The organism is Synechococcus sp. MIT S9452 (assembly GCF_047304245.1).
In the GTDB taxonomy this organism is placed as follows: domain Bacteria; phylum Cyanobacteriota; class Cyanobacteriia; order PCC-6307; family Cyanobiaceae; genus RCC307.
Map to the genome: position 1 here is coordinate 939,890 of NZ_CP138956.1, position 23,023 is coordinate 962,912.

General features: G+C 63.2%; 28 protein-coding genes and 1 tRNA gene. 18 read left to right on the top strand and 11 right to left on the bottom strand.

What is annotated here, in order from left to right:
* The first annotated feature begins 1 nt into the window (after position 1).
* Complete coding sequence (locus SIB46_RS04745) at positions 2-1,210, top strand: MFS transporter (RefSeq protein WP_413297384.1); 1,209 nt, start codon at positions 2-4, stop codon at positions 1,208-1,210.
* Here the strand turns inward: SIB46_RS04745 and SIB46_RS04750 are convergent.
* Together SIB46_RS04750 and ychF are read right to left on the bottom strand one after the other, a co-directional pair.
* Positions 1,164-1,355, bottom strand: coding sequence for a hypothetical protein (locus SIB46_RS04750; RefSeq protein ID WP_413297385.1), 192 nt, complete (start codon positions 1,353-1,355; stop codon positions 1,164-1,166). The two genes, SIB46_RS04745 and SIB46_RS04750, sit on opposite strands and share 47 nt — an antisense overlap.
* A 66-nt stretch (positions 1,356-1,421) precedes the next feature.
* Positions 1,422-2,513: a redox-regulated ATPase YchF gene (ychF, locus tag SIB46_RS04755; protein ID WP_413297386.1), complete on the bottom strand. Its 1,092-nt coding sequence runs from the start codon at positions 2,511-2,513 to the stop codon at positions 1,422-1,424.
* A gap of 65 nt (positions 2,514-2,578) precedes the next feature.
* Here ychF and SIB46_RS04760 point away from each other — a divergent pair, with 65 nt between their 5' ends.
* The gene (locus SIB46_RS04760; protein WP_413297387.1) at positions 2,579-3,778 is read left to right on the top strand and encodes an efflux RND transporter periplasmic adaptor subunit; all 1,200 of its coding nucleotides are present in this window, start codon (positions 2,579-2,581) and stop codon (positions 3,776-3,778) included.
* Here SIB46_RS04760 and wecB read toward each other — a convergent pair.
* Positions 3,775-4,890: a non-hydrolyzing UDP-N-acetylglucosamine 2-epimerase gene (gene wecB, locus SIB46_RS04765; RefSeq protein ID WP_413297388.1), complete on the bottom strand. Its 1,116-nt coding sequence runs from the start codon at positions 4,888-4,890 to the stop codon at positions 3,775-3,777. The genes SIB46_RS04760 and wecB overlap by 4 nt on opposite strands.
* 80 nt (positions 4,891-4,970) lie before the next feature.
* Here wecB and SIB46_RS04770 point away from each other — a divergent pair, with 80 nt between their 5' ends.
* Positions 4,971-6,080: a type IV pilus twitching motility protein PilT gene (locus SIB46_RS04770; RefSeq protein WP_413297389.1), complete on the top strand. Its 1,110-nt coding sequence runs from the start codon at positions 4,971-4,973 to the stop codon at positions 6,078-6,080.
* On the opposite strand, the gene SIB46_RS04775 is transcribed toward SIB46_RS04770, so the two are convergent.
* Positions 6,063-6,236: a high light inducible protein gene (locus tag SIB46_RS04775; RefSeq protein WP_413297390.1), complete on the bottom strand. Its 174-nt coding sequence runs from the start codon at positions 6,234-6,236 to the stop codon at positions 6,063-6,065. The two genes, SIB46_RS04770 and SIB46_RS04775, sit on opposite strands and share 18 nt — an antisense overlap.
* Positions 6,237-6,262: 26 nt before the next feature.
* Complete coding sequence (tsaD, locus tag SIB46_RS04780) at positions 6,263-7,315, bottom strand: tRNA (adenosine(37)-N6)-threonylcarbamoyltransferase complex transferase subunit TsaD (RefSeq protein WP_413297391.1); 1,053 nt, start codon at positions 7,313-7,315, stop codon at positions 6,263-6,265.
* A gap of 57 nt (positions 7,316-7,372) precedes the next feature.
* On the opposite strand from tsaD, the gene SIB46_RS04785 reads away from it, so the two are divergent.
* Both SIB46_RS04785 and psaJ read left to right on the top strand, forming a co-directional pair.
* On the top strand, positions 7,373-7,849 hold the full coding sequence (locus tag SIB46_RS04785; RefSeq protein WP_413297392.1) for a Photosystem I reaction center subunit III: 477 nt from the start codon (positions 7,373-7,375) through the stop codon (positions 7,847-7,849).
* A gap of 13 nt (positions 7,850-7,862) precedes the next feature.
* Positions 7,863-7,979: a photosystem I reaction center subunit IX gene (gene psaJ / locus SIB46_RS04790; protein ID WP_011935127.1), complete on the top strand. Its 117-nt coding sequence runs from the start codon at positions 7,863-7,865 to the stop codon at positions 7,977-7,979.
* A gap of 69 nt (positions 7,980-8,048) precedes the next feature.
* On the opposite strand, the gene gmk is transcribed toward psaJ, so the two are convergent.
* Entirely contained in the window at positions 8,049-8,615 is a 567-nt protein-coding gene (gmk, locus tag SIB46_RS04795) for a guanylate kinase (protein WP_413297393.1), read from the bottom strand.
* 51 nt (positions 8,616-8,666) lie between these two features.
* Between gmk and SIB46_RS04800 the strand changes: the two genes are divergently transcribed.
* Entirely contained in the window at positions 8,667-10,400 is a 1,734-nt protein-coding gene (locus SIB46_RS04800) for an NFACT family protein (RefSeq protein ID WP_413297394.1), read from the top strand.
* Entirely contained in the window at positions 10,397-11,176 is a 780-nt protein-coding gene (gene tatC, locus SIB46_RS04805) for a twin-arginine translocase subunit TatC (protein ID WP_413297395.1), read from the top strand. The genes SIB46_RS04800 and tatC overlap by 4 nt, the downstream gene beginning before the upstream one ends.
* Here the strand turns inward: tatC and SIB46_RS04810 are convergent.
* Entirely contained in the window at positions 11,127-11,441 is a 315-nt protein-coding gene (locus SIB46_RS04810; RefSeq protein ID WP_413297711.1) for a DUF3067 family protein, read from the bottom strand. The genes tatC and SIB46_RS04810 overlap by 50 nt on opposite strands.
* A gap of 119 nt (positions 11,442-11,560) precedes the next feature.
* Between SIB46_RS04810 and petC the strand changes: the two genes are divergently transcribed.
* The 6 genes from petC to SIB46_RS04840 all read left to right on the top strand — a co-directional run bounded on the left by petC (position 11,561) and on the right by SIB46_RS04840 (position 15,818).
* Complete coding sequence (gene petC / locus SIB46_RS04815; RefSeq protein WP_413297396.1) at positions 11,561-12,097, top strand: cytochrome b6-f complex iron-sulfur subunit; 537 nt, start codon at positions 11,561-11,563, stop codon at positions 12,095-12,097.
* A 46-nt stretch (positions 12,098-12,143) separates the two neighbouring features.
* Complete coding sequence (petA, locus tag SIB46_RS04820) at positions 12,144-13,073, top strand: cytochrome f (RefSeq protein ID WP_413297397.1); 930 nt, start codon at positions 12,144-12,146, stop codon at positions 13,071-13,073.
* A gap of 4 nt (positions 13,074-13,077) precedes the next feature.
* Positions 13,078-13,947 carry a prolipoprotein diacylglyceryl transferase gene (lgt, locus tag SIB46_RS04825; protein ID WP_413297398.1) on the top strand — a complete coding sequence of 290 codons (870 nt, stop codon included), beginning with the start codon at positions 13,078-13,080 and terminating at the stop codon, positions 13,945-13,947.
* On the top strand, positions 13,944-14,714 hold the full coding sequence (cobM, locus tag SIB46_RS04830; RefSeq protein ID WP_413297399.1) for a precorrin-4 C(11)-methyltransferase: 771 nt from the start codon (positions 13,944-13,946) through the stop codon (positions 14,712-14,714). Before lgt ends, cobM begins: the two co-directional genes overlap by 4 nt.
* Positions 14,715-14,750: 36 nt before the next feature.
* Positions 14,751-14,822 (top strand) — tRNA-Val (locus SIB46_RS04835).
* Between the two features lie 117 nt (positions 14,823-14,939).
* The gene (locus SIB46_RS04840) at positions 14,940-15,818 is read left to right on the top strand and encodes a helix-turn-helix domain-containing protein (RefSeq protein WP_413297400.1); all 879 of its coding nucleotides are present in this window, start codon (positions 14,940-14,942) and stop codon (positions 15,816-15,818) included.
* On the opposite strand, the gene SIB46_RS04845 is transcribed toward SIB46_RS04840, so the two are convergent.
* Positions 15,769-17,370: a Ppx/GppA phosphatase family protein gene (locus tag SIB46_RS04845; RefSeq protein ID WP_413297713.1), complete on the bottom strand. Its 1,602-nt coding sequence runs from the start codon at positions 17,368-17,370 to the stop codon at positions 15,769-15,771. The genes SIB46_RS04840 and SIB46_RS04845 overlap by 50 nt on opposite strands.
* 109 nt (positions 17,371-17,479) lie before the next feature.
* Here SIB46_RS04845 and SIB46_RS04850 point away from each other — a divergent pair, with 109 nt between their 5' ends.
* Both SIB46_RS04850 and SIB46_RS04855 read left to right on the top strand, forming a co-directional pair.
* Entirely contained in the window at positions 17,480-18,379 is a 900-nt protein-coding gene (locus tag SIB46_RS04850; RefSeq protein ID WP_413297401.1) for a 4-hydroxybenzoate polyprenyltransferase, read from the top strand.
* On the top strand, positions 18,376-19,224 hold the full coding sequence (locus SIB46_RS04855) for a S66 peptidase family protein (RefSeq protein WP_413297402.1): 849 nt from the start codon (positions 18,376-18,378) through the stop codon (positions 19,222-19,224). Before SIB46_RS04850 ends, SIB46_RS04855 begins: the two co-directional genes overlap by 4 nt.
* On the opposite strand, the gene ispD is transcribed toward SIB46_RS04855, so the two are convergent.
* Positions 19,211-19,912: a 2-C-methyl-D-erythritol 4-phosphate cytidylyltransferase gene (ispD, locus tag SIB46_RS04860; protein WP_413297403.1), complete on the bottom strand. Its 702-nt coding sequence runs from the start codon at positions 19,910-19,912 to the stop codon at positions 19,211-19,213. The two genes, SIB46_RS04855 and ispD, sit on opposite strands and share 14 nt — an antisense overlap.
* Before the next feature lie 33 nt (positions 19,913-19,945).
* Here ispD and SIB46_RS04865 point away from each other — a divergent pair, with 33 nt between their 5' ends.
* The 3 genes from SIB46_RS04865 to fabG are packed head-to-tail and all read left to right on the top strand — an operon-like array spanning position 19,946 to position 22,567.
* On the top strand, positions 19,946-20,722 hold the full coding sequence (locus SIB46_RS04865; RefSeq protein ID WP_413297404.1) for a lipopolysaccharide heptosyltransferase family protein: 777 nt from the start codon (positions 19,946-19,948) through the stop codon (positions 20,720-20,722).
* Complete coding sequence (locus SIB46_RS04870; protein ID WP_413297405.1) at positions 20,722-21,777, top strand: potassium channel family protein; 1,056 nt, start codon at positions 20,722-20,724, stop codon at positions 21,775-21,777. Before SIB46_RS04865 ends, SIB46_RS04870 begins: the two co-directional genes overlap by 1 nt.
* A gap of 37 nt (positions 21,778-21,814) precedes the next feature.
* Positions 21,815-22,567, top strand: a complete 753-nt coding sequence (gene fabG / locus SIB46_RS04875) for a 3-oxoacyl-[acyl-carrier-protein] reductase (RefSeq protein ID WP_413297406.1) — start codon at positions 21,815-21,817, stop codon at positions 22,565-22,567.
* Here the strand turns inward: fabG and SIB46_RS04880 are convergent.
* Positions 22,564-22,740 carry a hypothetical protein gene (locus SIB46_RS04880; RefSeq protein ID WP_413297407.1) on the bottom strand — a complete coding sequence of 59 codons (177 nt, stop codon included), beginning with the start codon at positions 22,738-22,740 and terminating at the stop codon, positions 22,564-22,566. The genes fabG and SIB46_RS04880 overlap by 4 nt on opposite strands.
* Before the next feature lie 57 nt (positions 22,741-22,797).
* Complete coding sequence (locus tag SIB46_RS04885) at positions 22,798-22,977, bottom strand: hypothetical protein (RefSeq protein WP_413297408.1); 180 nt, start codon at positions 22,975-22,977, stop codon at positions 22,798-22,800.
* Positions 22,978-23,023 lie beyond the last annotated feature (46 nt).

Consider the following 23,023-nt stretch of genomic DNA (forward strand, 5'->3'; position numbering starts at 1 on the left):
GGTGCAGCTGGCCAAATGGTGGCTCCAGTTTCCCTGGAATTTGCGACTTGTCGCCCTCTTTCGCGCCCTAGCGATGCTGGGAGCCGGCGGAATTCTGTTTTTGGGGCCCTTGGTGTTCAACCGCCTTGGGCTCGCGAGCACCACGATCGGCCTTGGTTTGGCCCTCGCCAGCGGCGTTGGGCTGATTTCACGCTTTTTGAGTGGCTACATGCTTGATCGCGGGGCCGCGTTGGCCCTCCCGCTCCGGATTGGCGCCGTTCTCTCGATCAGCGCCGACCTGCTGTTGCTGCAAGCCAGCGACAGCTCAGGCTTTTTGATCGGCCAACTCCTGCTTGGCTTTGGCATGGGGTTTTATTGGCCCGCCGCGGAGTTTGCCTCCGCCAGCCTCAGCGCGCCCATGCCCTCAAGCCAAGGCTTTGCCTTGGCTAGAACCGCTGATGCCCTCGGCATTGCCGCGGGCACCGCCTTGGGCACCCTGCTGGCTGCGCTGTTTGGCGCCGATCAATTGCGCTGGGTTTATGGCGTGGACATCAGCTGCATGGTTTTGCTGCTGGTGCTGGTGGGCTGGCTGCCGCGCCATAGCGCCATGCCCAATGCCACCGAAGCACCCTCTACAGGGCCAGCTCCACCCCGCTCCTGGCTGCGCCCCCTGCTGCCGCTGTTGATGTTGTCGCTGCTCGGCACCGGTCTGATCAACCTGCAACAGAGCGCCTTGCCCCTGGATTTAGCCAATGGCGGCTTGGCCCGCGCCGGGCTGCCTGAGGTAGGCGGCGGGCTGCTGATGGGCGTGCAATTGGTGTTGATCCTGCTGCTGCAGTGGCCGGTGGGACACCGGCTGGGACAGCAGCCCGTTGGCGTGGGTTTGCGGCTCAGCCTCCGCAGTTTTGCGGCCGCCTGCGGCTTGATGGCGCTCTCGGCGCTGCATCCCCAAGGCGTGGTGCTGCTGCTCGCCGCTCAGCCCTTACTGGCCCTAGCCATCACAGCGTTTTTGCCCACCATCACCGAAGCGGTGATCGAAGCGGTGGAGCCTGCCCACCAGGGACTCGCCCTGGGGCTGTATTCGCAAGCCTGGGCAATCAGCGGCATCAGCCTGCCGCCGATTGCCGGTTGGATGCTGCAAAGCGAGCAGCACGGCTTGGGGCTATGGCTGCTGATGGGCGGCTTCAGTCTGCTGGCGTTGCCGCTGACTCCCCATCGCTTGAGCCACTAGAGCGCTTCCAGGTTTCGTGGGGCAGGGGCTCGGTGCCGTACTCCCAATCGTCGTAATCGGGATCGTTGCGGATCTTGCGGTGGACATCCTTTTGGATGTCGAAATCGTGTTGGCGCTCAGGGGCGTTGGATCCGGAGTCGGGCATCGGCTCGATCCCTCGCAGGTGATGCTGCTTGGTGTACCACAGCTGAGCGGCGCTGCCAGCTGAGCTCTAAACGTTGAAGAGAAACTCCATGACATCGCCTTCGGCCACGACGTAGTCCTTGCCTTCACTGCGCAGCTGCCCTTTGGATTTGGCCTCATTGAGAGAGCCAGCAGAGAGCAGCTCCTTGCAACCAATGGTCTGGGCGCGAATGAAGCCCCGCTCAAAGTCGGTGTGGATCACACCAGCAGCTTGAGGGGCTGTCATTCCAGCTTTGATCGTCCAGGCGCGGGTCTCCTTTTCACCAGTAGTGAAGTAGGTGCGCAGGCCCAGCAGGCTGTAGGTGGCCCGAATCAAGCTCTGCAATCCGCCTTCGCTGACTCCCAAACCTTCTAAGTAATCGACCCTCTCCTCATCGCCCAGCTCAATCAGCTCCGCTTCCACTTGGGCGCTCACGCGCACCGTTTCGGCTGATTCCTTGGCCGCCATGGCCTGCACCGCCTCGGAGAAGCCATTGCCGCCAGCGAGATCGTCTTCGCTGACATTGGCGGCATAAATGATCGGCTTAGCCGTCAGCAACCCCAAGGGCTTGATCAGGGCCGCTTCCTCCTCGCTGATCTCCACGCTGCGGGCTGCGCCCCCGCCATCGAGAACAGCAGCAATCCGCTCGAGGGCCGCATCTTCGATTTGCGCTTCTTTGCTGGTGCGCATCTGTTTTTTCAGCCGCTCGCGGCGCTTTTCAATCTGGGAGGCATCCGCCAAAGCCAGCTCCAAATTGATCACTTCGGCGTCGCGGCCAGGGTCCACAGAGCCCGACACGTGAATCACGTCGTCGTCTTCAAAGCAGCGCACCACATGGACGATGGCGTCCACCTCGCGGATGTTGGCCAAAAACTTGTTGCCCAGGCCTTCGCCTTGGCTGGCACCGGCCACCAAGCCGGCGATATCAACAAACTCCACCCGAGTCGGAACGATCTCCTGGCTACTGGAGAGCTCCGCCAGCTGCTGCAGCCGTTCATCGGGCACCGACACCGTGCCCACATTGGGCTCGATGGTGCAAAAGGGGAAATTGGCGGCCTGGGCCTGGGCGTTAGCGACCAGGGCGTTGAACAGGGTGGACTTGCCCACATTGGGCAGTCCAACGATTCCGGCTTTGAGCATGGCGGGAATTTAGGCGGACGGCCCACCGCCCATGAATCTCACAGGTGGGACCAAAAGGATGAAGAATGGTTGCAGACCCGGCGAAGGCCATCGCACCTCTGTCTGCCCCTGACAAACCCCTCTCCGCTGTGGTGATGGAGCCGCTGAAACGGAGCCGCTTGCGCCATCTGAGCCGGCGCCAGTGGACTGCCGCCGGCTTGGCGGTGCTGGTTGCCGTCAGTGGCCTGGTGATTTGGCGCCGCAGCAGCGCTCCAGGACGAGATATCAGCGCTTACACCACCAGCGTGGAGACCGGCCAGCTCGATGGTGTGATCACCGCCAGCGGCGAAATTGCCGCCCAGCGGCAGGTGAACCTCAGCCCCAAACAGGCTGGTCAGCTGAAGGAACTCCTCGTGCAGGAAGGCGATCTCGTGCGCAAGGGCCAGGCGATTGCCCGCATGGACCCCGATGACATCGACAACAAGATCGCTGAAACCCAGGCCGGACTTGATGGCGCCAGGGTGAGGATGTTGCGGGCACGGCTGGAATTCCAGCGCCGCAGCTCCCTGCATGACGCCGGAGCCCTCTCCACCGACGACTACCTCAGCTTCAAGGCGAAGTACGAAACCGCCAAAGCTGATCTCCAGGCCGCCGAACAAAGGCTCGAGCAAAAGCTGCAAGACCGCCGCGATTTGGTGATCACAGCCCCCTTCGCTGGGACAATCACCAATCGCTTTGCCGATCCCGGCTCCTACGTCACGCCCACAACGGCAGCTTCAGCCAGCGCAGGAGCCAGCAGCGCTTCGATCGTGCAACTGGCCTCCGGCTTGGAAATTGAGGCCCAGGTTCCCGAAAGCGACATCGGCCGCATCAAGGTGGGGCAACCGGCCCAGATTCGCGTTGATGCCTATCCCGAGCGCAGCTTTGCTGCCAGGGTGAGCGCGATCTCCCCGCGCGCTGAGAAAAACAACGACGTCACCACCTTTGAGGTGACGCTCAAGCTGTCAGATCCGCCAGCCGGCTTGCTGCGCATCGGCATGACCACCGACGTTGACTTTGATTCCGGCAAGTTGGCAGCCGAGCCCCTAGTGCCGACCGTGGCGATCGTGACCGAAGAAGGCAAGCCTGGTGTGCTGATCCCCGGCGCTGGCAACGAGCCCAAGTTTCAAGAGGTGACCCTGGGCAACAGCAGCGGCCGTCAAACCCAGGTATTGAAAGGACTTAAGCCCGGCGAAAAGGTGTTCATTGATCTGCCGCCCTGGGCGAGCAAGCGAGCGGGCGATTAACGACTGGCCAAAAATTCAGCGCTGATCGCTTCAATCCGCTCACTGGCTTTGCCATCGCCAAAGGGGTTGTGGGCCCGGGCCATGGCCTCATAGGCCTCAGGCTGATCCAGCAACACAGACGCCTCCGTGGCGATGGCATCGCTGTCAGTACCAATGAGTTTGGCGGTGCCGGCCTGCACCGCTTCAGGCCGCTCGGTGGTGCGGCGCAGCACCAGCACCGGCTTGCCTAGCGAGGGGGCTTCTTCCTGCAAACCGCCGGAGTCGGTCAGCAGCAAGGTGGAGCCGCGAATCGCCGCCACCAGGCTGTCGTAATCCAGCGGCTCGGAAAGAAACACCCGGGGGTGAGAGCCGAGGAGTTGCTGCAGCGGTTCCCGCACGGTGGGGTTTTTGTGCAACGGCAACAGCAAGGCCGTATCGGGATGGCTGTCCAACACCCGCAGGAAGCCATCGGCAATCGAATGCAGCGGCTCCCCCCAGTTCTCACGGCGATGCACCGTGGCCAAGATCACCCGCTGCGACTCCCAATCCAATCCAGGGATGGGGCAACTCGGCGCCGATGCAGCCATCTGCAGCAGGGCATCAATAACCGTGTTGCCCGTGACATGCACGGCCCCCACCACGCCTGAGGCCTGCAGGTTGGCCGCCGCCTGCTCGGTGGGGGCGAAATGCAGTTGAGCCAGCTGGGAGATCAGCCTGCGATTCGCCTCTTCTGGGAAGGGGTCATAGATGTTGTCGGTACGCAGGCCAGCTTCCACGTGGCCGACCGGGATCTGGTCGTAAAAGGCCGCCAGGGCAGCGGCAAAGGCGGTGGTCGTGTCCCCCTGCACCAGCACCAGATCAGGGCGCTGCTCCGCGAATTCAAGGCGCAACCCTTCCAGTGCTGCGCAGGTGACATGGGTGAGGGTTTGCTTGGGGGCCATCAAGGCCAGATCCCGCTGGGCCTCCAGGGCAAAGAGCCCCATCACCTGGGCCACCATCTCCCTGTGCTGCCCGGTGAGCACCACCCGGGCTTCAAAGCGCTCGGACTGCTGAAAGGCGCGGATGACCGGCGCCATCTTGATGGCCTCAGGGCGGGTGCCCAGCACCAGGGTGACGCGTGCGGGTGGGGCCAACGGGGTTTGGCAATCCCGCGAACTTTAAGGACCCCAAACCGGTTTGCCCTTGCCAAGCTGCAGGAATCTGCACCTGCGGGATGAGTGATCTGCCGCCGCTGCCGCCACCGCCGCAAGCCAGCTCAGCAACCCCAGAAACCCTGGCGGAGATCGTTGAGCTGGCGCGCCGGCAGAACTACTCCGACATTCACCTCGGCGTGGGAGAGCAGCCCCGCTTCCGCGAGCGCGGCGAGATCATCAGCAGCGACTGGCCCATCACTGAGGCCGTGCAATTTGATCGTTGGCTCAGTGAGGTACTGAGCTCAGCAGAACGGGAACGCTTCCGCAGCGAGCACGACTTCGATGGCTCGTTTGCATTCGAGCGGGTGCGGGTGCGGATCAACCTGATGGAAAGCCTGCGGGGCCCAGCCATGGTGCTGCGGCTGATCCCGCAGACCATCCTCAGCCTGGAGGATCTGCAGCTGCCCGAGGTTCTCAAAGCCTTGGCGAATCGTCCCAAGGGTTTGGTGCTGGTTACAGGCCCCACCGGTTCAGGCAAAAGCACCACGCTGGCGGCGATGGTGGATTGGATTAACCGCAACAAACCCGCCCACATCCTCACAATCGAAGATCCGATCGAATTCGTGCACTCCAGCCGCAAAGCCCTGGTGCGCCAGCGGGAGGTAGGCCATCACACGCTGCGCTTCAAAGCAGCGCTGCGGGCTGCTCTGCGGGAAGACCCCGACGTGATCTTGATCGGAGAGATCCGCGATGGGGAAACCTTGACCACCGCCCTCGAGGCAGCCCAGACGGGCCATTTGGTGTTTGGCACCTTGCACACCAACTCAGCCGTTCGAACGGTGGAGCGGGTGCTGGGCATGGTGCCCCCGGCCGATCAGGCCAGACTGCGGCGCTCACTCTCGGAATCCCTACTGGGGGTGATTGCCCAGGGGCTGATCCGCACCACCACAGGTGGCCGGCGGGCATATCACGACATTTTGATCAACACCGAAGCCTGCCGGGATTACATCGAGCGGGGTGAGTTGGATTCGGTGGAGCAAATCATGGAGCGCAGCGGCTTTGATGGCATGCAAACCAGCAATCAAGCCCTGCTGCAGCTGGTTCAAACCGGAGAAATCGAAGGCGACGCCGCCTTAGCCGTCAGCCTCAAATCCTCTGAGTTAGCTCAGGCCCTACGCGGTCGCCAGTAGGCGCCAGAGGACCAACGCCACCACGCCTAGGGACAGGCCAAGCATGGCCAGACGACCATTCCAAATCTCAGCTTGGGGAGTGAACCCCCGGCGCCAAGAGTTGAGTTCGCTGCCATCCACCTGCTCGGGGACGTCCACGGTGCTTTGCTCGGTCATGGGTCAAACGTAAAACGAATTTCGGCTCAAAACGGTGGCGGCCCATACAAGGCATCGGCCTCACCCAAGGGCCAACGGGGCGCCACACCCAGCTGCAACGACGACTGCTGCTGCGCGCCAAAGCGGCGGCACGCCGCCAAACCAATCATGGCGGCGTTGTCGGTGCACCAGACCAAGGGGGCCAAATGCAGCGCCAGGCCTCGCTCTTGGCTGACCCGTTGCAGCCGCTCGCGCAAAGCGCCATTGGCGGAAACACCACCCACCACCACCACACCGTTGAGCCCATGGTCTTCGGCGCAGCGCACGCTGCGCTCCACCAACACGCGGCAGACCACGGCTTGAAACGAAGCGGCCAAATCAGCCACCGGCAGCTCCTCTCCCTGCTGGCGCCAGCGCTCTACTTCACGCAGAACCGCTGTTTTGAGGCCGCTGAAGCTGAAGTCGTAGGGGTGAAACCCACCCCCGGGCAGCGAGATCCGCCCGGGCGGGAAGGCAAAGCGCTCAGGATCACCGCTGCGGGCTGCAGCCTCGATTGCCGGGCCACCGGGGTAACCCAAGCCCAACAGGCGCGCCACCTTGTCGAAGGCCTCACCAGCGGCATCGTCACGGCTGCCGCCGAGGCGCTCGTAATCCCCCTCAGAGCGCATGGCAATCAACTCGGTGTGACCGCCGGAGGCCAACAGCACCAACAACGGCAACTCAGGCGCTGGATCCCCACTGAGGGCCGAGCAGAGATGGCCTTCCAGGTGATGAATGCCAATGAATGGCACACCCGCCAGCCGCGCCAGGCTGCGGCCAGTCACCGAGCCCACCAGCAGAGCGCCCGACAAACCTGGGGCGACCGTGGCGGCTACCGCATCCATGGCCGTTAAGGGCAGCTGGGCCTGGTGCAACGCCCGCTCCACCAACAGAGGCAACGCCTCCACATGGCGGCGAGAGGCCAGCTCAGGCACCACGCCACCGAACTGGGCATGCTCGGCCACCTGACTGGCCACTTCACTGCTCAGCACCACGTTGCCGCGAACGACGGCAGCCGCCGACTCGTCACAACTTGTTTCGAGGGCAAGGACCGTGGGCATAGGACAGGGAAAGCGCACCTAATCTCCGCACAACACCCGCGTGCGGCCCTGTCCATCATGCGTCGACTCTTTGCCGTCCTGCTGAGCGGCTTCCTTCTCTTCGGCTTCGCCCCGATGGCCCATGCCGATGTGGCTGGCCTGACCCCTTGCAGTGAGAACGCTCGCTTCCAAGCGCGCGCCAAAACTGCTTCCACACCTCAAGCCCAAGCCCGTTTTGAGCGTTACAGCCAAGCGGTTTGCGGCACCGATGGCCTGCCCCACCTGATCGTGGACGGCCGCTGGAGCCATGCCGGAGACTTCATGATTCCCGGCGTGATGTTCCTCTACATCGCTGGCTGCATCGGCTGGGCTGGCCGCGAGTACCTCAAGGCCACCCGTGGCAAGGGCGCCAACATGAAAGAGATCCAGATCGATCTCTCGGTGGCCTTTAAATCCACCTTGGCTGCAGCGAGCTGGCCCCTGGCCGCTTTCGCTGAATTCGGCAGCAAGAAGCTGACTGAAATTGACAGCAACGTCACCGTTTCACCTCGCTGATCAGGACCGCTCCATGAAAAAGTTCCTCACCACCGCTCCGGTCTTTGCGGCCATCTGGTTCACGGTGACCGCCGGAATCATGATCGAGTTCAACCGCTTCTTCCCTGATCTCCTCTTCCACCCCTTGTGAAGCAAGGAGTTCAAGCCAATCAAAAAGGTCCCTTTGAGGGGCCTTTTTTTGTGCCTTGAACCCAGCGAGCTACGCCAAACCCATCAAGCGCTCAAGCTCCTGCAGGGCCACCTCGAGCTCGCCGTTTTCCACCACAGCGTCAAATTCTGATTCGGCTTGCAGTTCCAGGCGTGCTCGCTCGAGGCGGCGCCCAATGGCGTCGTCACTATCGGTGCCGCGCCCGCGGATGCGGCGTTCCAGCTCTTCAAACGATGGGGGGCGCAGAAAAATTTGAAACGCATCGGGGCTGCTCTGGCGTACCTGCCGCGCCCCCTCGAGCTCAATTTCCAAGAGCACCGGCACCCCAGCAGCCAAACGCTCCTCCACTGGCTGGCGCGGAGTTCCGTAGCAATTGCCAGCAAAGCTGGCCCACTCCAGCAGCCCGTTTTGATCCACGAGCTGCTGAAAGCTGTCTTGGCTGTGGAAGAAGTAGTGAATGCCGTTCTCCTCACCAGGGCGCGGCGCGCGGGTGGTGGCAGACACCGATAACCACAGCTCCGGGTGGCGTTGACGCAACAAGCCCACCAAGGTGCCTTTGCCCACGCCACTAGGACCACTCAAAACGGTGAGGCGGGGTTGATGCGGGGCTGGGCTCACGAAGGGCAGAGATGGGGCCTGAGTGGAAACTAGGGCGGCAAGGGAGGCGCCATGCAACCGCAGGACACCACAACACTGCGGGGCGTGGTCCACGAGCTCAACGCCGAGCTGGTGCCATCACGGTTTGAGAAAGCCCAACAGGCCGAAAGCGGCGGCGTGCAACTGGCTTTCCGCACCCTGAAGCAACGCCTGTGGCTCACCCTCAACTGGCAAGCCGATTGCCCCCGGTTTCATGCGATCGAACCACCGCCGCGGCTGGGGGAGGGCAGCACCTTGGCCCAGCAGCTCCAACACGGCCTCAAGGGCCTCGCCCTCATCAGGCTTGAGCAGCTGCCCTGGGAGCGGGTGGTGCATCTGGGCTTTGCCCCACGGCCCGATGCCCCAGAGCAGCGGCAACTGGTCTTGGAGTTAATGGGGCGCCACAGCAATCTGTTTTTGCTCGATGAACGCCAGCAGGTGATCAGTTCCGGGCGGCAAGTGCGCGAGCACCAATCCAGGCTTCGGCCCATCAGCACCGGCGACAGCTATTCCGCTCCGCCACCGCTGCAAGGGGCTGAACCCCAACTACAAGAAAGCTTGGAGCGATGGCGCCAGCGGCTGTTGCTGTTGCCCGAATCGATCGGGCGGGCGTTGATGGGCAGCTATCGCGGTATCAGTCCTGCGCTGCGCGATCAATTGCTGCAAACAGCTGGGCTCGAGCGCCACACCCCGGCTGCTGATCTCAGCGCTGCGCAGTGGCAGCAGCTGTTCGGTAGCTGGAAGCAATGGCTCAGCCAGCTGGATCGCCAGGAGCTGCAATTCACCCGTAGCGGCAGCGGCTATCGCTGCTGGGGAGAAGCAAGCCCCTCACAAGCCAACACCCCTTTGGCCCTCAACCTGTCCTTGGCGCATTACTACGGCGAAGGCTTAAGGCAAGCCCAGTGCAAGCAGCAGCGCCAGCGGCTGGAGCAGCAGTTGCAGCAGCTTGTTCAAAGGGAGCAGCGGGAACTCCAACGCCAAGAGCAGCTGCTAGCACGCAGCGGCGATGAGCACCTGCTGCAGCGGCAGGCTGATCTGCTGCTCTGCCGCATTGATGTCGGCAGCAGCGGCCATCAGCAATTGGAGCTGCATGACCCGGAGAGCAACCAAACCCTGGTGGTGAGGCTCGATCCCCAGCAGAACCTGGTCAGCCAAGCCCAAAAGCTCTACCAACGGGCCCGCAAATTGCGGCGATCAGTGGCCGCCATCGAACCGCGCCTACGCCGCCATCAACAGCGGCTCGAGCTGCTGGAAGCCAGCCAGGTGCAGCTGCAACTCGCTGATCCAGGCGACGCCGATGTGCTCGAAGCCCTGGCCGACGATCTCGAGCCATTCCTGCAATCCAAAACCAGCCAGCGCAAAAACAACCGGCGCGAACAGGGCACCCCATCGCCCTTGCTGTTGCAAAGCCCCAGCGGACTACCTCTTCTGGTGGGCCGTAACCACCGCCAAAACGACTGGATCAGTTTTCGCCAGGCGCGTCGCGGAGACCTGTGGTTTCACGCCCAAGAGCAGCCCGGCAGCCATGTGGTGTTGAAGGGCTCCGAGGGCGAGATCAGTGATGCCGACCTGCAAACCGCCGCCGATCTAGCGGCCCACTTCAGCCGCAGCCGCGGCAATAAGAAAGTGCCTGTGGTGATGGTGCCCACCGAACAACTGCAACGCATTCCAGGGATGGGACCGGGCCTAGTGCGCCACGGCAATGGCAGCGTTCTGTGGGGAGAACCCGATCGCGCTATGGGCTTGCTTCCTACCCTGCAGCCATGAGCGCCATCGAACCCACACCCGAGCGGGATCCGGATTTCCCTGGCGAAGTGGAGATGAGCTTTGCCGATCATCTTGAGGAACTGCGCTGGCGCTTGCTGCGCTCGCTGGCCTCAGTGGTGATCGCAGCAGCTGGCTGCTTGATCTTGGTTCGACCCTTGGTGCGCCTACTCGAGCAACCCGCCGAAGGCATGCGCTTCATGCAGCTGGCCCCGGGCGAATTTCTGTTTGTCTCGATCAAGGTGGCGGGTTACGCCGGTCTCACCTTGGCCTTGCCCTACGTGCTGTTTGAAGGCCTGGGATTTGTGCTGCCTGGCCTCAGCCGCCGCGAGCGCCGCTTGATTGCCCCAGCGGTGGCGGGGTCAGCCGTGCTGTTTTTGCTGGGCTTGGCGTTTGCCTGGTGGGCCCTGGTGCCGGCGGCCTTGCGCTTTTTGATGGGCTACGGGGCCGATGTGGTGGAGCCGATCTGGTCGATCGAGCGCTACCTCGATTTCGTGCTGCTGCTGATGCTCGCCACGGGCCTCTCCTTTCAGCTGCCGGTTCTGCAGCTTGTGTTGGGCTCCCTGGGGATCCTCAACAGCAAAGCGATGCTGTCGGGCTGGCGGCTGGTGGTGCTGCTCTCGGCCTTGGCTGGTGCCGTGCTGACCCCCTCCACCGATCCGGTGACGATGCTGCTCCTCAGCGGGGCCATCACTGGGCTCTATTTGGTGGGCGTGGGCTTAGTTGCCTTTACAGAAGGAATTCGCTCAAACGCCCCTGGTCCGGCAACGGAAAGCTGAGCGCTTTGCCCAAACGGGGTTTATCGCGGGTGGTTTGCAACCAATTGCGAACAGCCTCTGCTTGGCCAATGCCATTGAGCTGCTCCACCAACTGCTCGAGTCGCAGCACGTAGTCCTCCTCACTGAGGGGAAACGATTGCTGCTCGAGATAGGCCCACATCACTTGCAAATAGAGGCGTCCTGCGCGCCGATGCAGCTGCAGGTCGTAGCTGGCACCCCAGCGTTCACGCAAAATCGACAGCAACTCGGCGGCGGTCAGCGGCATGGCCAGAGGCTGCAGAACGCCCACAGCATGACCGAGCCTCTGCAGAGGCCAGTCGTCGCAAAGCGTTACGGGCAGAGAAAGGTTCATAATGGGCGGCACTTGTGGCGTGGCGGATCCCTATGACCCAGATTTCGGCGAAGGACGTTCCCGGGATGGGCCGTCGGCAGTTCATGAATCTGCTGACCTTTGGATCGGTCACCGGGGTCGCTCTTGGCGCCCTCTACCCGGTGGTGAACTACTTCATTCCTCCCAAGGCTTCTGGAGCCGGCGGCGGCACCACGGCCAAGGACGAACTGGGTAACGACGTCACCGCCAGCGGCTGGCTGGCTGATCACAAGGAAGGCGATCGCAGCCTGGTGCAAGGCCTTAAAGGTGACCCCACCTACCTGATCGTTGATGGCCCCGATTCCATCGGCGACTACGGCATCAATGCCATCTGCACCCACCTGGGTTGCGTGGTGCCTTGGAACGCCGGCGCCGGCAAATTCATGTGCCCTTGCCACGGCTCCCAATACGACGCCACCGGCAAGGTGGTGCGCGGCCCCGCTCCCCTCTCGCTGGCCTTGGCCCACGTGAACGTGGAGAACGACAACGTCTTCGTGAGCCAGTGGTCTGAAACCGACTTCCGCACCGACGAGAAGCCCTGGTGGGCCTGAGCCCCCTCCCCATCGCCCGCTCCTGAACTTTTCCCACCTGTTACCGATGCGCCGCTCCCTCTCTCTGCTGCTCGGCTCCCTGCTCCTCACCGTTGGTTTGCTGGTTGGCGCCCAACCCAGCTGGGCCTACCCCTTCTGGGCGCAGCAGAACTACGACAGCCCCCGGGAAGCCACCGGCAAGATCGTTTGCGCCAACTGCCACCTCGCCAAAAAGCTCACCCAGGTGGAGGTGCCCCAGTCGGTGATGCCTGACACCGTGTTCAAGGCCGTAGTGAAGGTGCCTTACGACACCGATGTTCAGCAGGTGGGAGCCGATGGCAATCGCACCGCCTTGAACGTGGGCGCTGTGGTGATGCTTCCTGATGGCTACACCTTGGCCCCCCAGGATCGCCTCAGCGACGAACTCAAAGAAGAGACCGAGGGCATCTACTACACCCAATACAGCGACGATCAGCCCAACATCCTGTTGGTGGGCCCGCTGCCCGGTGATGAGCACCAGGAACTGGTGTTCCCGATCCTGGCCCCTGATCCGAAGACCGATTCCTCCATCAGCTACGGCAAGACCCAGATCCACGTGGGTGGCAACCGCGGCCGCGGCCAGGTGTATCCCACCGGTGAAAAGAGCAACAACACCGTCTACACCGCCAGCGTGGCTGGCGATATCACCGCCATTACTGACGGTGATGCCGGTGCCTCGGTGGTGACCATCGCCGGTGCTGATGGCAATGTCGAAGAAACCATTCCCGCCGGTCCGGCCTTGGTGGTGGCTGTTGGCGACAGCATCGATGCCGGTGAAGCCCTGACCGACGACCCCAATGTGGGCGGTTTCGGTCAAATGGATGCTGAAGTCGTGCTGCAGAACCCTGTCCGCCTCTATGGCCTGCTCGGCTTCCTGGCTGCTGTGGCCATCGCCCAGATCATGCTGGTGCTGAAGAAGAAGCAGATCGAGAAGGTTCAGGCTGCCGAAGGCGTCTGAGCCGATGCTCAACGCAGTGCTGCTCACCCCGGCGGTGTTCCAATCGCCGGGGCCCATGGTTTTTGAGTTCGGTCCGCTTGCCGTGCGCTGGTACGGCTTGCTGATCGCTTTGGCTGTGCTGTTGGGGCTGTGGATCTCCACCCAACTGGCGAAATCACGTGGGCTCGATGGCGGCTTGATCGCTGATCTGCTGCCGATCCTGGTGTTGTGCGCCGTGCTCGGTGCGCGCATCTACTACGTGCTGTTCGAGTGGCGGCAGTACCAAATCAATTGGCTCGAGGCCGTGCAGATCTGGCGCGGAGGCATCGCCATTCATGGCGCCCTGTTGGGCGGCTTGTTGGCCGTGATCGGATTCACCCGCTGGAAGCGGTTGTCGTTTTGGCAACTCATGGATGTGCTGGTGCCCTCGGTGGCCCTGGGCCAAGCCATTGGCCGCTGGGGCAATTTCTTCAACTCAGAAGCCTTTGGTTTGCCCACCGATCTGCCCTGGAAGCTGTTCATCCCGGCCATGAGCCGGCCGGAGCAATACCTCAGCGAGCAGTATTTCCATCCCACGTTCCTCTACGAATCGATCTGGGATTTGGGCTTGTTTGTGCTGCTGGTGGTGCTGTTCACCCGGCGCAACAGCCAAGGCGACCCCCTGCTGGCCAACGGCACGATCACCTGCCTCTACGCGCTGATCTACAGCCTGGGGCGTTTTTGGATTGAAGGCCTGAGGCTGGATCCGCTCTGCCTGGTTGGCACCCTGGCCGATGGCAACTGCATCCGAATTGCTCAATTGGTGAGCATCGTGCTGGCCGCCGCTGGGGTGGCTGGCTTGGCCTGGCTCTACGCCGTCGGCCGTGAGCTTCCCGACCCAGGTCGCCCCCAATGAGCCAAGGCACCGTTCAAATCGTTGGTGCTGGGCCTGGCGCCCCGGATCTGATGACCGTTCGGGCGCAGCGGGCGGTTGAGCAGGCTGAACTGCTGATTTGGACCGACTCATTGGTCGCCCCTGAGATCGCGGCCTTGGCTCCTGCGGGCTGTGAGCGGCTGCGTAGCGGCAACCTCACCTTGGAGGCCGTGATGGAGGCCATGCTCGATGGCATTCGCCGCGGTAAACGGGTAGTTCGCCTCCATGACGGCGACCCCTGCCTCTATGGCGCCTTGCAAGAGCAAATTGCCCGCCTGGCAGATGCTGATGTCGCGGTGGAGGTGATCCCTGGCATCAGCGCCTACCAAGCCACAGCCGCTGCCCTCAATGCCGAGCTCACCATCCCTGGGCTGGTGCAAACCATCGTGCTCAGCCGCGCCAGCGGCCGCACCGGAACGCCTGAGCGGGAGTCGTTGGAGCGCTTGGCAGCCCTGCAAGCCAGCCTCTGCCTCTACCTGAGTGCCCGCCACGTTGAGGAGGTGCAGCAGGTGCTGATCCAGCACTACCCAGCCGACACCTTGGTGGCTGTTGGCTACCGGGTGAGCTGGCCCGATCAACAGTTAGAGCTGGTGCCCCTCAACGAGCTGGCGGCCTACAGCCAAGCCAAGGGGTTGGAGCGCACCACGCTGTATGTGGTGAGCACCGCTCTGGCCGCTTCAGGGCAAGCCCGATCACGCCTCTACAGCCCGGATCACGATCACTTGTTCAGGCCCAAACGAAGCTCGTAATCGAGCTAGAACCTCAACTTGTACAGTGGCTAGCGCGGGCGATTAGCACAGTGGTAGCGCACTTCCTTCACACGGAAGGGGTCACTGGTTCGAATCCAGTATCGCCCATCAAAAACGCCATTTAAAGCAACATCCCGAGCCAAGAATTGGCGGCAGTTGTGCTTAACGCTTCAAGCAAAGTTGCTGAACCTGGGCCACAATTCGCCCACTGCTGCGTTGCTTGGAATGAGCGATCAGAACCAACCGCTGAACGCTTCTGCCCCCTCCAACCCAGGAGCTGTGTTGCTCCAGGCGCGCACCGCCCTAGGCCTCAGCCGCGAGCAACTGGCCGAGCGGCTGCACATGCGGCCACACCAGATCGAGGCGCTCGAATGCCATGAACAGGAACGCTGGCCAGAGGCCGTGTTCACCATCGCCCAAGTCAGACGCTTGGCCGCTGCCCTCGGCCTCGATGCTGAACCGGTGGTGGAGGCCTTCCGGGCCGATTTGAGCCAACAAACCAACGAAGCCAGCCCAGCCGCCAAAGCGGTGTTCCAGCTGGGGCGCTCGGAGCCCACAGCCCAAGCCAAACGGGAAGAGGGCCAGCGCAATTGGCTGCAAGAGGGCAAGAAAGACAACACACCCAAAGCCAGCCCCGTGCGTTTCCAGCGGCCCAGCTGGCTAGTGCCCTCGATTGGAGTGGTTGCCCTGCTGGCCATCGGCGGTGTCGCCATCAGCCGCAATCTGCCGGCTCTGCAAGGCCAATTGGCTGCCATCCCCAAGCTATGGCCGAAAACACCTGCCAAACCCAGTGCTGATGCTGCTGTTGCGGCCACCCCGAAACCGCAGCCCAGGACCTTGGAGCTCTCACTCAGTGAGCCGGTCTGGATGTCAGTGCGTCAGCTGGCGGGCCAAAAGCAGTTATTTGAAGGCCTGATGCAGCCTGGCCCCCACAGCTTCCCGCTCGGCACTGGCGTGCAGGTCTTGGCGGGACGCCCTGATCTGGTGATGGCCCACATCGGTGATCAGCCACCCAAAGCTCTGGGCTCGATTGAAACGATCCAGTGGGTGACCTTTAAACCGCCAGTGGCTGCCGGGAGCGCAACAGACCCGAACGCAGGCTGAGACCAGCGGCGCTCTGAATCAACGGCCCACAGGTTTGCAAACTCCATAGCTCCAGAGACAAGTCATCGCCAACGTCGATGGGTTCGAGCTCAAGCTTCAGTTCTTTACCAGTGCAACTCGCTACCACTGTCTGGACGGCTCCACCCGGTCGCCGGTCCATGGCAACGGCCAAACGCAGCAACAACGAGAGGCGCTCCACCAAGGTCTTCTCCACTTGAGTGAGCGGACTCCAACTCTCGTGCCTCTTTTTGGGCAAGCTTTTGCGGTGATAGCGCGCCAATGAGGCAATCACCCGCTGCTCGCTGTGGCTGTATCCCAGCAGCTCTCCGTTCTGAACCAGATACCAGGAATGCTTGTGATAGGCGCTGGTGTTGATGCGTAGCCCGCAGCGGTGCACCATCGCAGCAGCCCACAGCAATTGGCGCGACGATTCAGGGGCCTGGTGCAACGAGCCGCGGGTCTGATCCCAGAGGTCCAGGGCAAAGGCAGCAATCCGCTCAGCGCGGGTAATCGACACCCCGTATTTGTGGGCGTGATGCATCACGGTGCGGCGCCTGATCTCGCCTTGGTAGACGAAGCGGTCAACGATCAAGTCGTGACGCAGCATCCAATCAATGATCAAACCCTCCCGCAGGGCGCGATCACTGATGACAAAGCGGCTGGCTCCCAGCATCTCCATCGCCTGCTGCAGCACCAGCAGGCCTGGAACGATGATTTCGGCCCGGCGCGCATTGATGCCTGGCAAGGCGCGACGCTCCTGCGGGGTGAGCGGCAGCACCCGTTGCACCAACGCATCCAACTCAGCGCGTCCAAACTCAGCGCCATGCAAACGCCCCTTGAGTTCAGGGCGATCCATGGCCAACAACGCCGCAGCGGCCATGGCTGTGCCACTGGTGGCCACCAACACCGGCGTTTCATCGGGCTCAAGCCGGCGGCGCACCTTCTCCACGGCCGGCTCTAAAGAGCCTTGAATGAAGGCCCGCAAAAACTCCACCCGTTTGGGTTCCAGCGGCTCTTGACGAATGAAATCGCGCTGCAACCGCACGGCCCCCACGCGGGAACTGGTGAGAGCACGGGCATCACCCGCATCGGCCAAGATCAGCTCGGTGGAGCCGCCGCCGATATCGAGGATGTAGTGGGGTTGCTCGGCAAAATCCATGCCTGAGAGCACACCGAGGTAGATCAAGCGTGCCTCTTCAGGCCCACTAATGACCTCGGTTTTGAGGCCAAAGTCGTGCTCGACCTCCTGCAAAAACGCCAGCCCATTGGGAGCTTCCCGCATGGCGCTGGTGGCCACACAAACAATCTCCTCAACCTCGTGGCTGCTGGCCAGCTCACGGCAATGGCGCAGGGCCAAGCGCGCCCGCTCCATCGCTTCTGGCGAGAGATCACCGGTGTCGGGATCGCGTTCCCCCAAACGGGTGGTGGATTTTTCCGCCAGCAGCACCTGAAAAGTGCGCAATTGCGGGTCGACCGACGCGATCAGCAGGTGGGTGGAGTTGGTGCCGAGATCAATGGCTGCCACACGGCGGAGCCCCTCCCCCACCGGCATCACCGATGCCAGCTTCTCCAGCTCAGCCTCTGCTGTGGGTCGACGCGCTGCGCTCACCAGGGGGTCAAGATGGCCGTGGCACACTCTCGCATCGAATTCCGGCTCCCTGGTGGCCCGATCTCCCAGCCTTTCCTATCGCTGGCCGGCCTGGCTGGAGCTGCTGCGTTGGCACAAACCGACCGGCCGCTTGATTTTGCTGCTGCCAGCGGCTTGGAGCCTGTGGCTGCAAAGCCCACGGCCCGATGGAAATCTGGTGATGTTGATCATCATCGGCGGGCTCGCCGTCAGTGGCGCTGGCTGCATCGCCAACGACCTCTGGGATCACCGCATCGATGCCGGTGTGGCCCGCACCAGTGATCGCCCCTTGGCCCGCGGAGCGCTGACCTTCACCTTCGCCTGGACCCTACTGCTGCTGTGCCTACTCACGGCCCTGCTGGTGGTGATGGAGTTACCTGCAGCGGGACGCGAACTGAGCCTCAAGCTGGCTGTATTGGCGCTGCCGCCAATCCTTCTTTACCCATCAGCCAAACGCTGGTTCCCCTTCCCCCAAGCGGTGCTGGCGCTGTGTTGGGGGTTTGCAGTGCTGATCACCTGGGCCGCCGCCGCCGGATCACTGGAGGGGGGCTGGCCGCTCTGGGGCTGTTGGCTAGCCACGCTGCTGTGGACCTTTGGCTTTGACACCGTTTACGCCATGGCCGATCGCAGCGACGACGCACGCATCGGCGTGCGCAGCAGCGCCTTAAGCCTGGGCGATCAGGCCTTGCAGGTGGTGGGCTGGTGTTACCTGCTGGCCTGGCTGCTGCTCAGTAGCGCTGCAGCTGTGGCTGGTGTGGGAATCGTCTATTGGCTGGCCGCCGCCGGCGCACTTTGGGCCGGCTGGCGAGATCTACGGGAGCTGCGCCAACAGGAACGGCAAGGTCAACCGAAGATTGGCCGCCATTTCCAGCGGCAGGTGTGGCTGGCCACCCTGCTGTGGGCCGGCTTGGTGGTGGGCCGCGGGATGGGATGACAGGCCTCAACACCACAATCGTGGCCCCCAGTTCGGCCCTGGGGGAGTCCGAGCGGCTGCAGCAGGGCATCGCCCTGCTGCGCAGCTGGGGCCACACGATTCGTGCAGCGCCAGATCCCGCAAGGCAGTGGGGCTATTACGCCGGCCGTGATGCCGAGCGCTTGGCTGATTTCAATGGCGAAGCAGAGCTTTGGGCCTGCGCCCGTGGCGGCTGGGGGGCCGCACGGCTGCTGGAGCAGGGCTGGCAACCGTCAAAGGGATGGCTGCTGGGGTTCTCCGATGTCACCAGCCTGCTATGGGCTCAGCAGGCCGCCGGGTTCAGCGGAGCCATCCATGGCCCACTGGTCACCACCTTGGCCAGCGAACCGGAGTGGAGCCAAAGCCGCTTGCGTGATCTGCTAGCGGGCGAAGCGCTGGCGCCATTGCAGGGACAGGGATGGCAGGGGGGAGTCGCTGAAGGCCCGCTGCTGGTGGGCAACCTCACCGTGGCGACGCACCTGTTGGGCACCAAGCACTGCCCCGAGTTGGCCGGCCGCGTGCTGCTGCTGGAAGACATTGGCGAAGCCCCCTATCGCATCGATCGCCTGCTGACCCACTGGCGCCTGAGTGGCGCCCTGCAGCAACTGGCGGGCCTTGGCTTTGGCCGGTTTGAGGGCTGTGAAGCTCCAGACGATGAGACCCGGCCTGGCTTCAGCCTCGAGCAGGTGTTGCGCGAACGCAGCCTTGATCTGGGCATTCCGGTGGTGGGAGATCTGCCCTTCGGCCATGGTCAGCCCAATGCGGCGCTTCCTTTGGGGCGAACCGTGCGCCTCGATGGCCGAAGCGGCAGCCTCAGCGTGCTCTGAGCAGGGCAGCCGCCAGCTCCAGATCCAAAGGGGTGGTGACCTTGAGATTGGCGCTGCTGGCCTCCAGCACCTGAACAGGCCAGCCCAAACGCTCAAACAGGGCCGCGTCATCGGTGACCTCCCAGCCGGACTGCTCAGCCTGTTGATGGGCCTGGCGCAGCTGGGCCACCGGGAAGCCTTGCGGCGTTTGCGCTGCCCACAGCTCTGAGCGCGGCGGGGTGGCAACGATGCGCCCTTGCCCGTCCACCTGTTTGATCGTGTCGACAACAGGGGTGGCGGCAATCAGGGCCTCGCCGCTGCGCTGAAGGGTCTGGGCGCAGCGATCAAACAGGGCAGGCTCCGCCAAGCAACGGGCCCCGTCGTGGATCAAGACGTGCTCGGCATCGGCCGGAAGTGCCGCCAAGCCGCAGGCCACCGATTGCTGGCGGGTGGCTCCCCCTTGAATCCAGCACCAGGGCTGGCGGGGCTGCAACGGCTGCAGCAGCGCTTCAATCGCTTGCCGGTCGCAGGCCTGGCCAACCACCCCCAGCCAGGCGATGGCGTCACTGGCCAAGGCGGATTCCAGGGTCCACGCCAGCAGCGGCCTGCCCTGCAAAGGCAGCAACAACTTGTTGCCCTCAGCCCCCATGCGCCGGCCACTGCCAGCGGCAACAATCAACAGATGCAAGCGTCCGCGGTTCAGATCCATACAATTCGACCACTTCCGGTGGTTGGCTAGCGGATGCGCGTGCTGTTCCTGAGCCCAGGTGATCTAGAGGCGCAGCTCAAGCGGCTTCCCTTGGCAGCGGCGATTGGCCGCGATCTCAACGCCTCAATCCAGGTGGCCTGTCCGCTGGCTGCAGCGCCGTTATGGAAATTGCTGCCGGTGGTGGAAAAGCAGCTGCCGTTTGAATTTGAAGGGGTCACCCTGGCCGATTGGGCCAATCTGCTGGGCTGCGTGCGCGAACCGGATTTCCAGGCTTGCCTCAATTTCGCCAGCGGCTCGAACCTGGATCTGTTGCTGAGCCTCAGCCACATCCCAGTTCGGGTGGCCCGCGGCGGCTTCTCCTGCACGGCCCCAGTGGCCGCTGATGCTCCAGCCGAGGCGTTCCTCAAGCCCCTTGGCCTGCAGAGCGATCAAGAGCAGATCTGCATCAGCCTGCCGCCCAAAGCCCTCGAGCAGGCCCGCTCCAAGCAACCAGCCGGCGATGGCCCCCTGCTGTTGCTGGCCCCCAGCCAAACACCGCAGGACTGGAGCGAGCAGCACTGGAGCGCCTTGGAAGAGGCGGTCTGCAGCCGCATCACAGGGGGCCGCTGCCAGAGGCTGCAGAGCGGCAGCATCGTGCAACAAACCGCCCAACTGGCCAGTGCCGATGGGGTGGTGAGCAGTTCCGCCGTTGCCAGCGGCCTGGCCAAATGCTGCGGCGTGTCGGTGGTGGAGCTGCAGCAGCTGGCGCCCGGTCAAGCGCTTGCAGAGCTGGCACTCGAGAGCGTGCTGAAGGCCTTGGGGATCGCCTAGTGCGCCGCCGGATCCGGCGCTGGCGAAGACGGCTGCGCCCCCTCACCTCAACGCCCCTGTTCCCGCTGCTCAGCGTGTTCACCGCTGGGGCGATTGGCTACCGCTGGACAGAAAACTGGGATTGGGGCGACTGCTTTTGGGGGGTGCTCGTCACCTTGACCACCGTGGGCTACGGCGATCAGGTGCCCAACACCGACGCGGGCCGTTGGGTGACCGCTGCGATCTTGGTGGGTGGTCTGGTGGTGGTGCAGCAAACCCTGCAGTGGATGTTGAGCCTGCAGGAAACGGGCTACTTTCAACTGCGGCGGCGTCAGCGACAGTTGCGCGAGATCCAACGAATGCGCCAGCACGTGATCCTCTGCGGCTATGGCCGCATCGGCCGGGAGATCGCCGACCAGCTGATCGCCGAAGGCGTGCGCCTGCTGGTGATTGAGAACTCTCCCGAGGATGCGCGCGCCGCGCGCGAGCGCCAACTGGAAGTGCTCGAAGGCGATGCCACCTTGGATGAAACCCTCCAAGAAGCCGGCGTCTTCGACTGCAGGGCCCTGGTGGCTGCCCTGCCCAACAACGCCGCCAACCTCTATGTGGTGCTCAGTGCCCGCGGGCTCTCCAGTGGTTGCCGCCTGATCGCCAGGGCCGACAGCAAAGAGGCTGAGCGCAAGCTGCGCTTGGCCGGAGCGGATGCGGTGGTCTCGCCTTACATCAGCGGTGGCCGGCAGATGGCCGCCATTGCCCTGCGCCCCTTAGCGATCAATTTCCTCGACCTGCTGGCTGGCTCCAACTGCGAGGTGGAAGAGTTTCAGCTGCGCAGTGACGTGGCCCGTTGCGCCGCCATCGATGGCCGCAGCCTGACGGAATTGGATTTAGGACGCCGCACCGACGGTGCCCTGGTGTTGGCGATTCAAAGCCGCAGCGGCTTGATCGCCAACCCCAACGGGTCCACCCAACTGCAGGCCGGCCAGCGGCTGATCGTGATGGGCAGCCCCAGCCAACTGCAGGCGATGGAGCGGCTATTGGGAGAAGCCCTGGAAGACGCCAGCGTGCTCAAAGCCTGAGCGCACCCGTACGATCCCCCTCAATCGTGCGCAGCCCATGAGTTCCTCGGCACCCCTGGCCGGCCAAACCGCCCTGGTAACGGGCGCTAGCCGCGGCATCGGCCGGGCCATCGCCCTGCAACTGGCTGAAGCCGGCGCTGAAGTGGTGGTGAACTACGCCAGCTCCGGGGATGCTGCCGAGCAGGTGGTGAGCGCCATCACTGCCGCGGGTGGCAAGGCCTACGCCATCAAGGCTGATGTCAGCCAAGAAGACCAGGTGGAGCAGCTAATGGCAGCCGTTTTGGAGAAAAGCGGCCGCATCGATGTGCTGATCAACAATGCCGGGATCACCCGCGATGGACTGCTGATGCGGATGAAAACCCCGGACTGGCAGGCGGTTTTGGATCTCAATCTCTCGGGCGTGTTCCTCTGCACCCGGGCGGTGACCCGGACGATGCTCAAGCAAAAGCAGGGGCGCATCATCAACATCACCTCGGTGGTGGGGCTGATGGGCAATGCCGGACAGGCCAACTACGCCGCCGCCAAGGCTGGCGTGATCGGCTTCACCAAAAGCACCGCAAGGGAACTGGCCAGCCGCGGCATCACCGTCAATGCGGTGGCCCCAGGCTTCATTGCCACCGACATGACCAAAGACCTGGCCGCTGAAGCACTGCTCAATGCCATTCCCCTGGGCCGCTACGGCGAAGTCGATGAGGTGGCCGGTGCCGTGCGCTTTTTGGCCGCTGATCCAGCCGCTGCCTACATCACCGGCCAGGTGCTGCAGGTGGACGGCGGCATGGTGATGGCCTAACCGGAGACCTGCGAGCGGCTGGTGAGCTCTTCACCAAGCTGCTGGCGCAACAAGCGAATGCGTTGCAGCAACCTCAACCGGCGGCCTCGGGCCGTCAAGGTGAGGTAGATGCGCAGCGGCAGATAGATCAGGGCCATCAACACCCCCAGAGCTGCTAGTAGCAGGAAGGTCATCGATCAGGCCGAGATCTCTTTAACCCTAAGGACCCGAGCACGCAGCTGCAGGCCTGCTTAAGCGCCATTCACGAGTCGCGCGTGGATCTGGCAAACGCGAAACGCCTCCTGGGGTGGAGTGCTGCTGCACAAGCGGCCCAGTTCTTGGTTCAGCTGCTGCAACTTGCCCATGTCCAGTCCAGACATTGGTAAACCAGCCAAGCTGGCAAGCAGCACCGGAATCAGCGCGTAAGCCATAGCAACTCCGAAGGCACCCAACCCAGCGGTATGGGTGAATACGAAA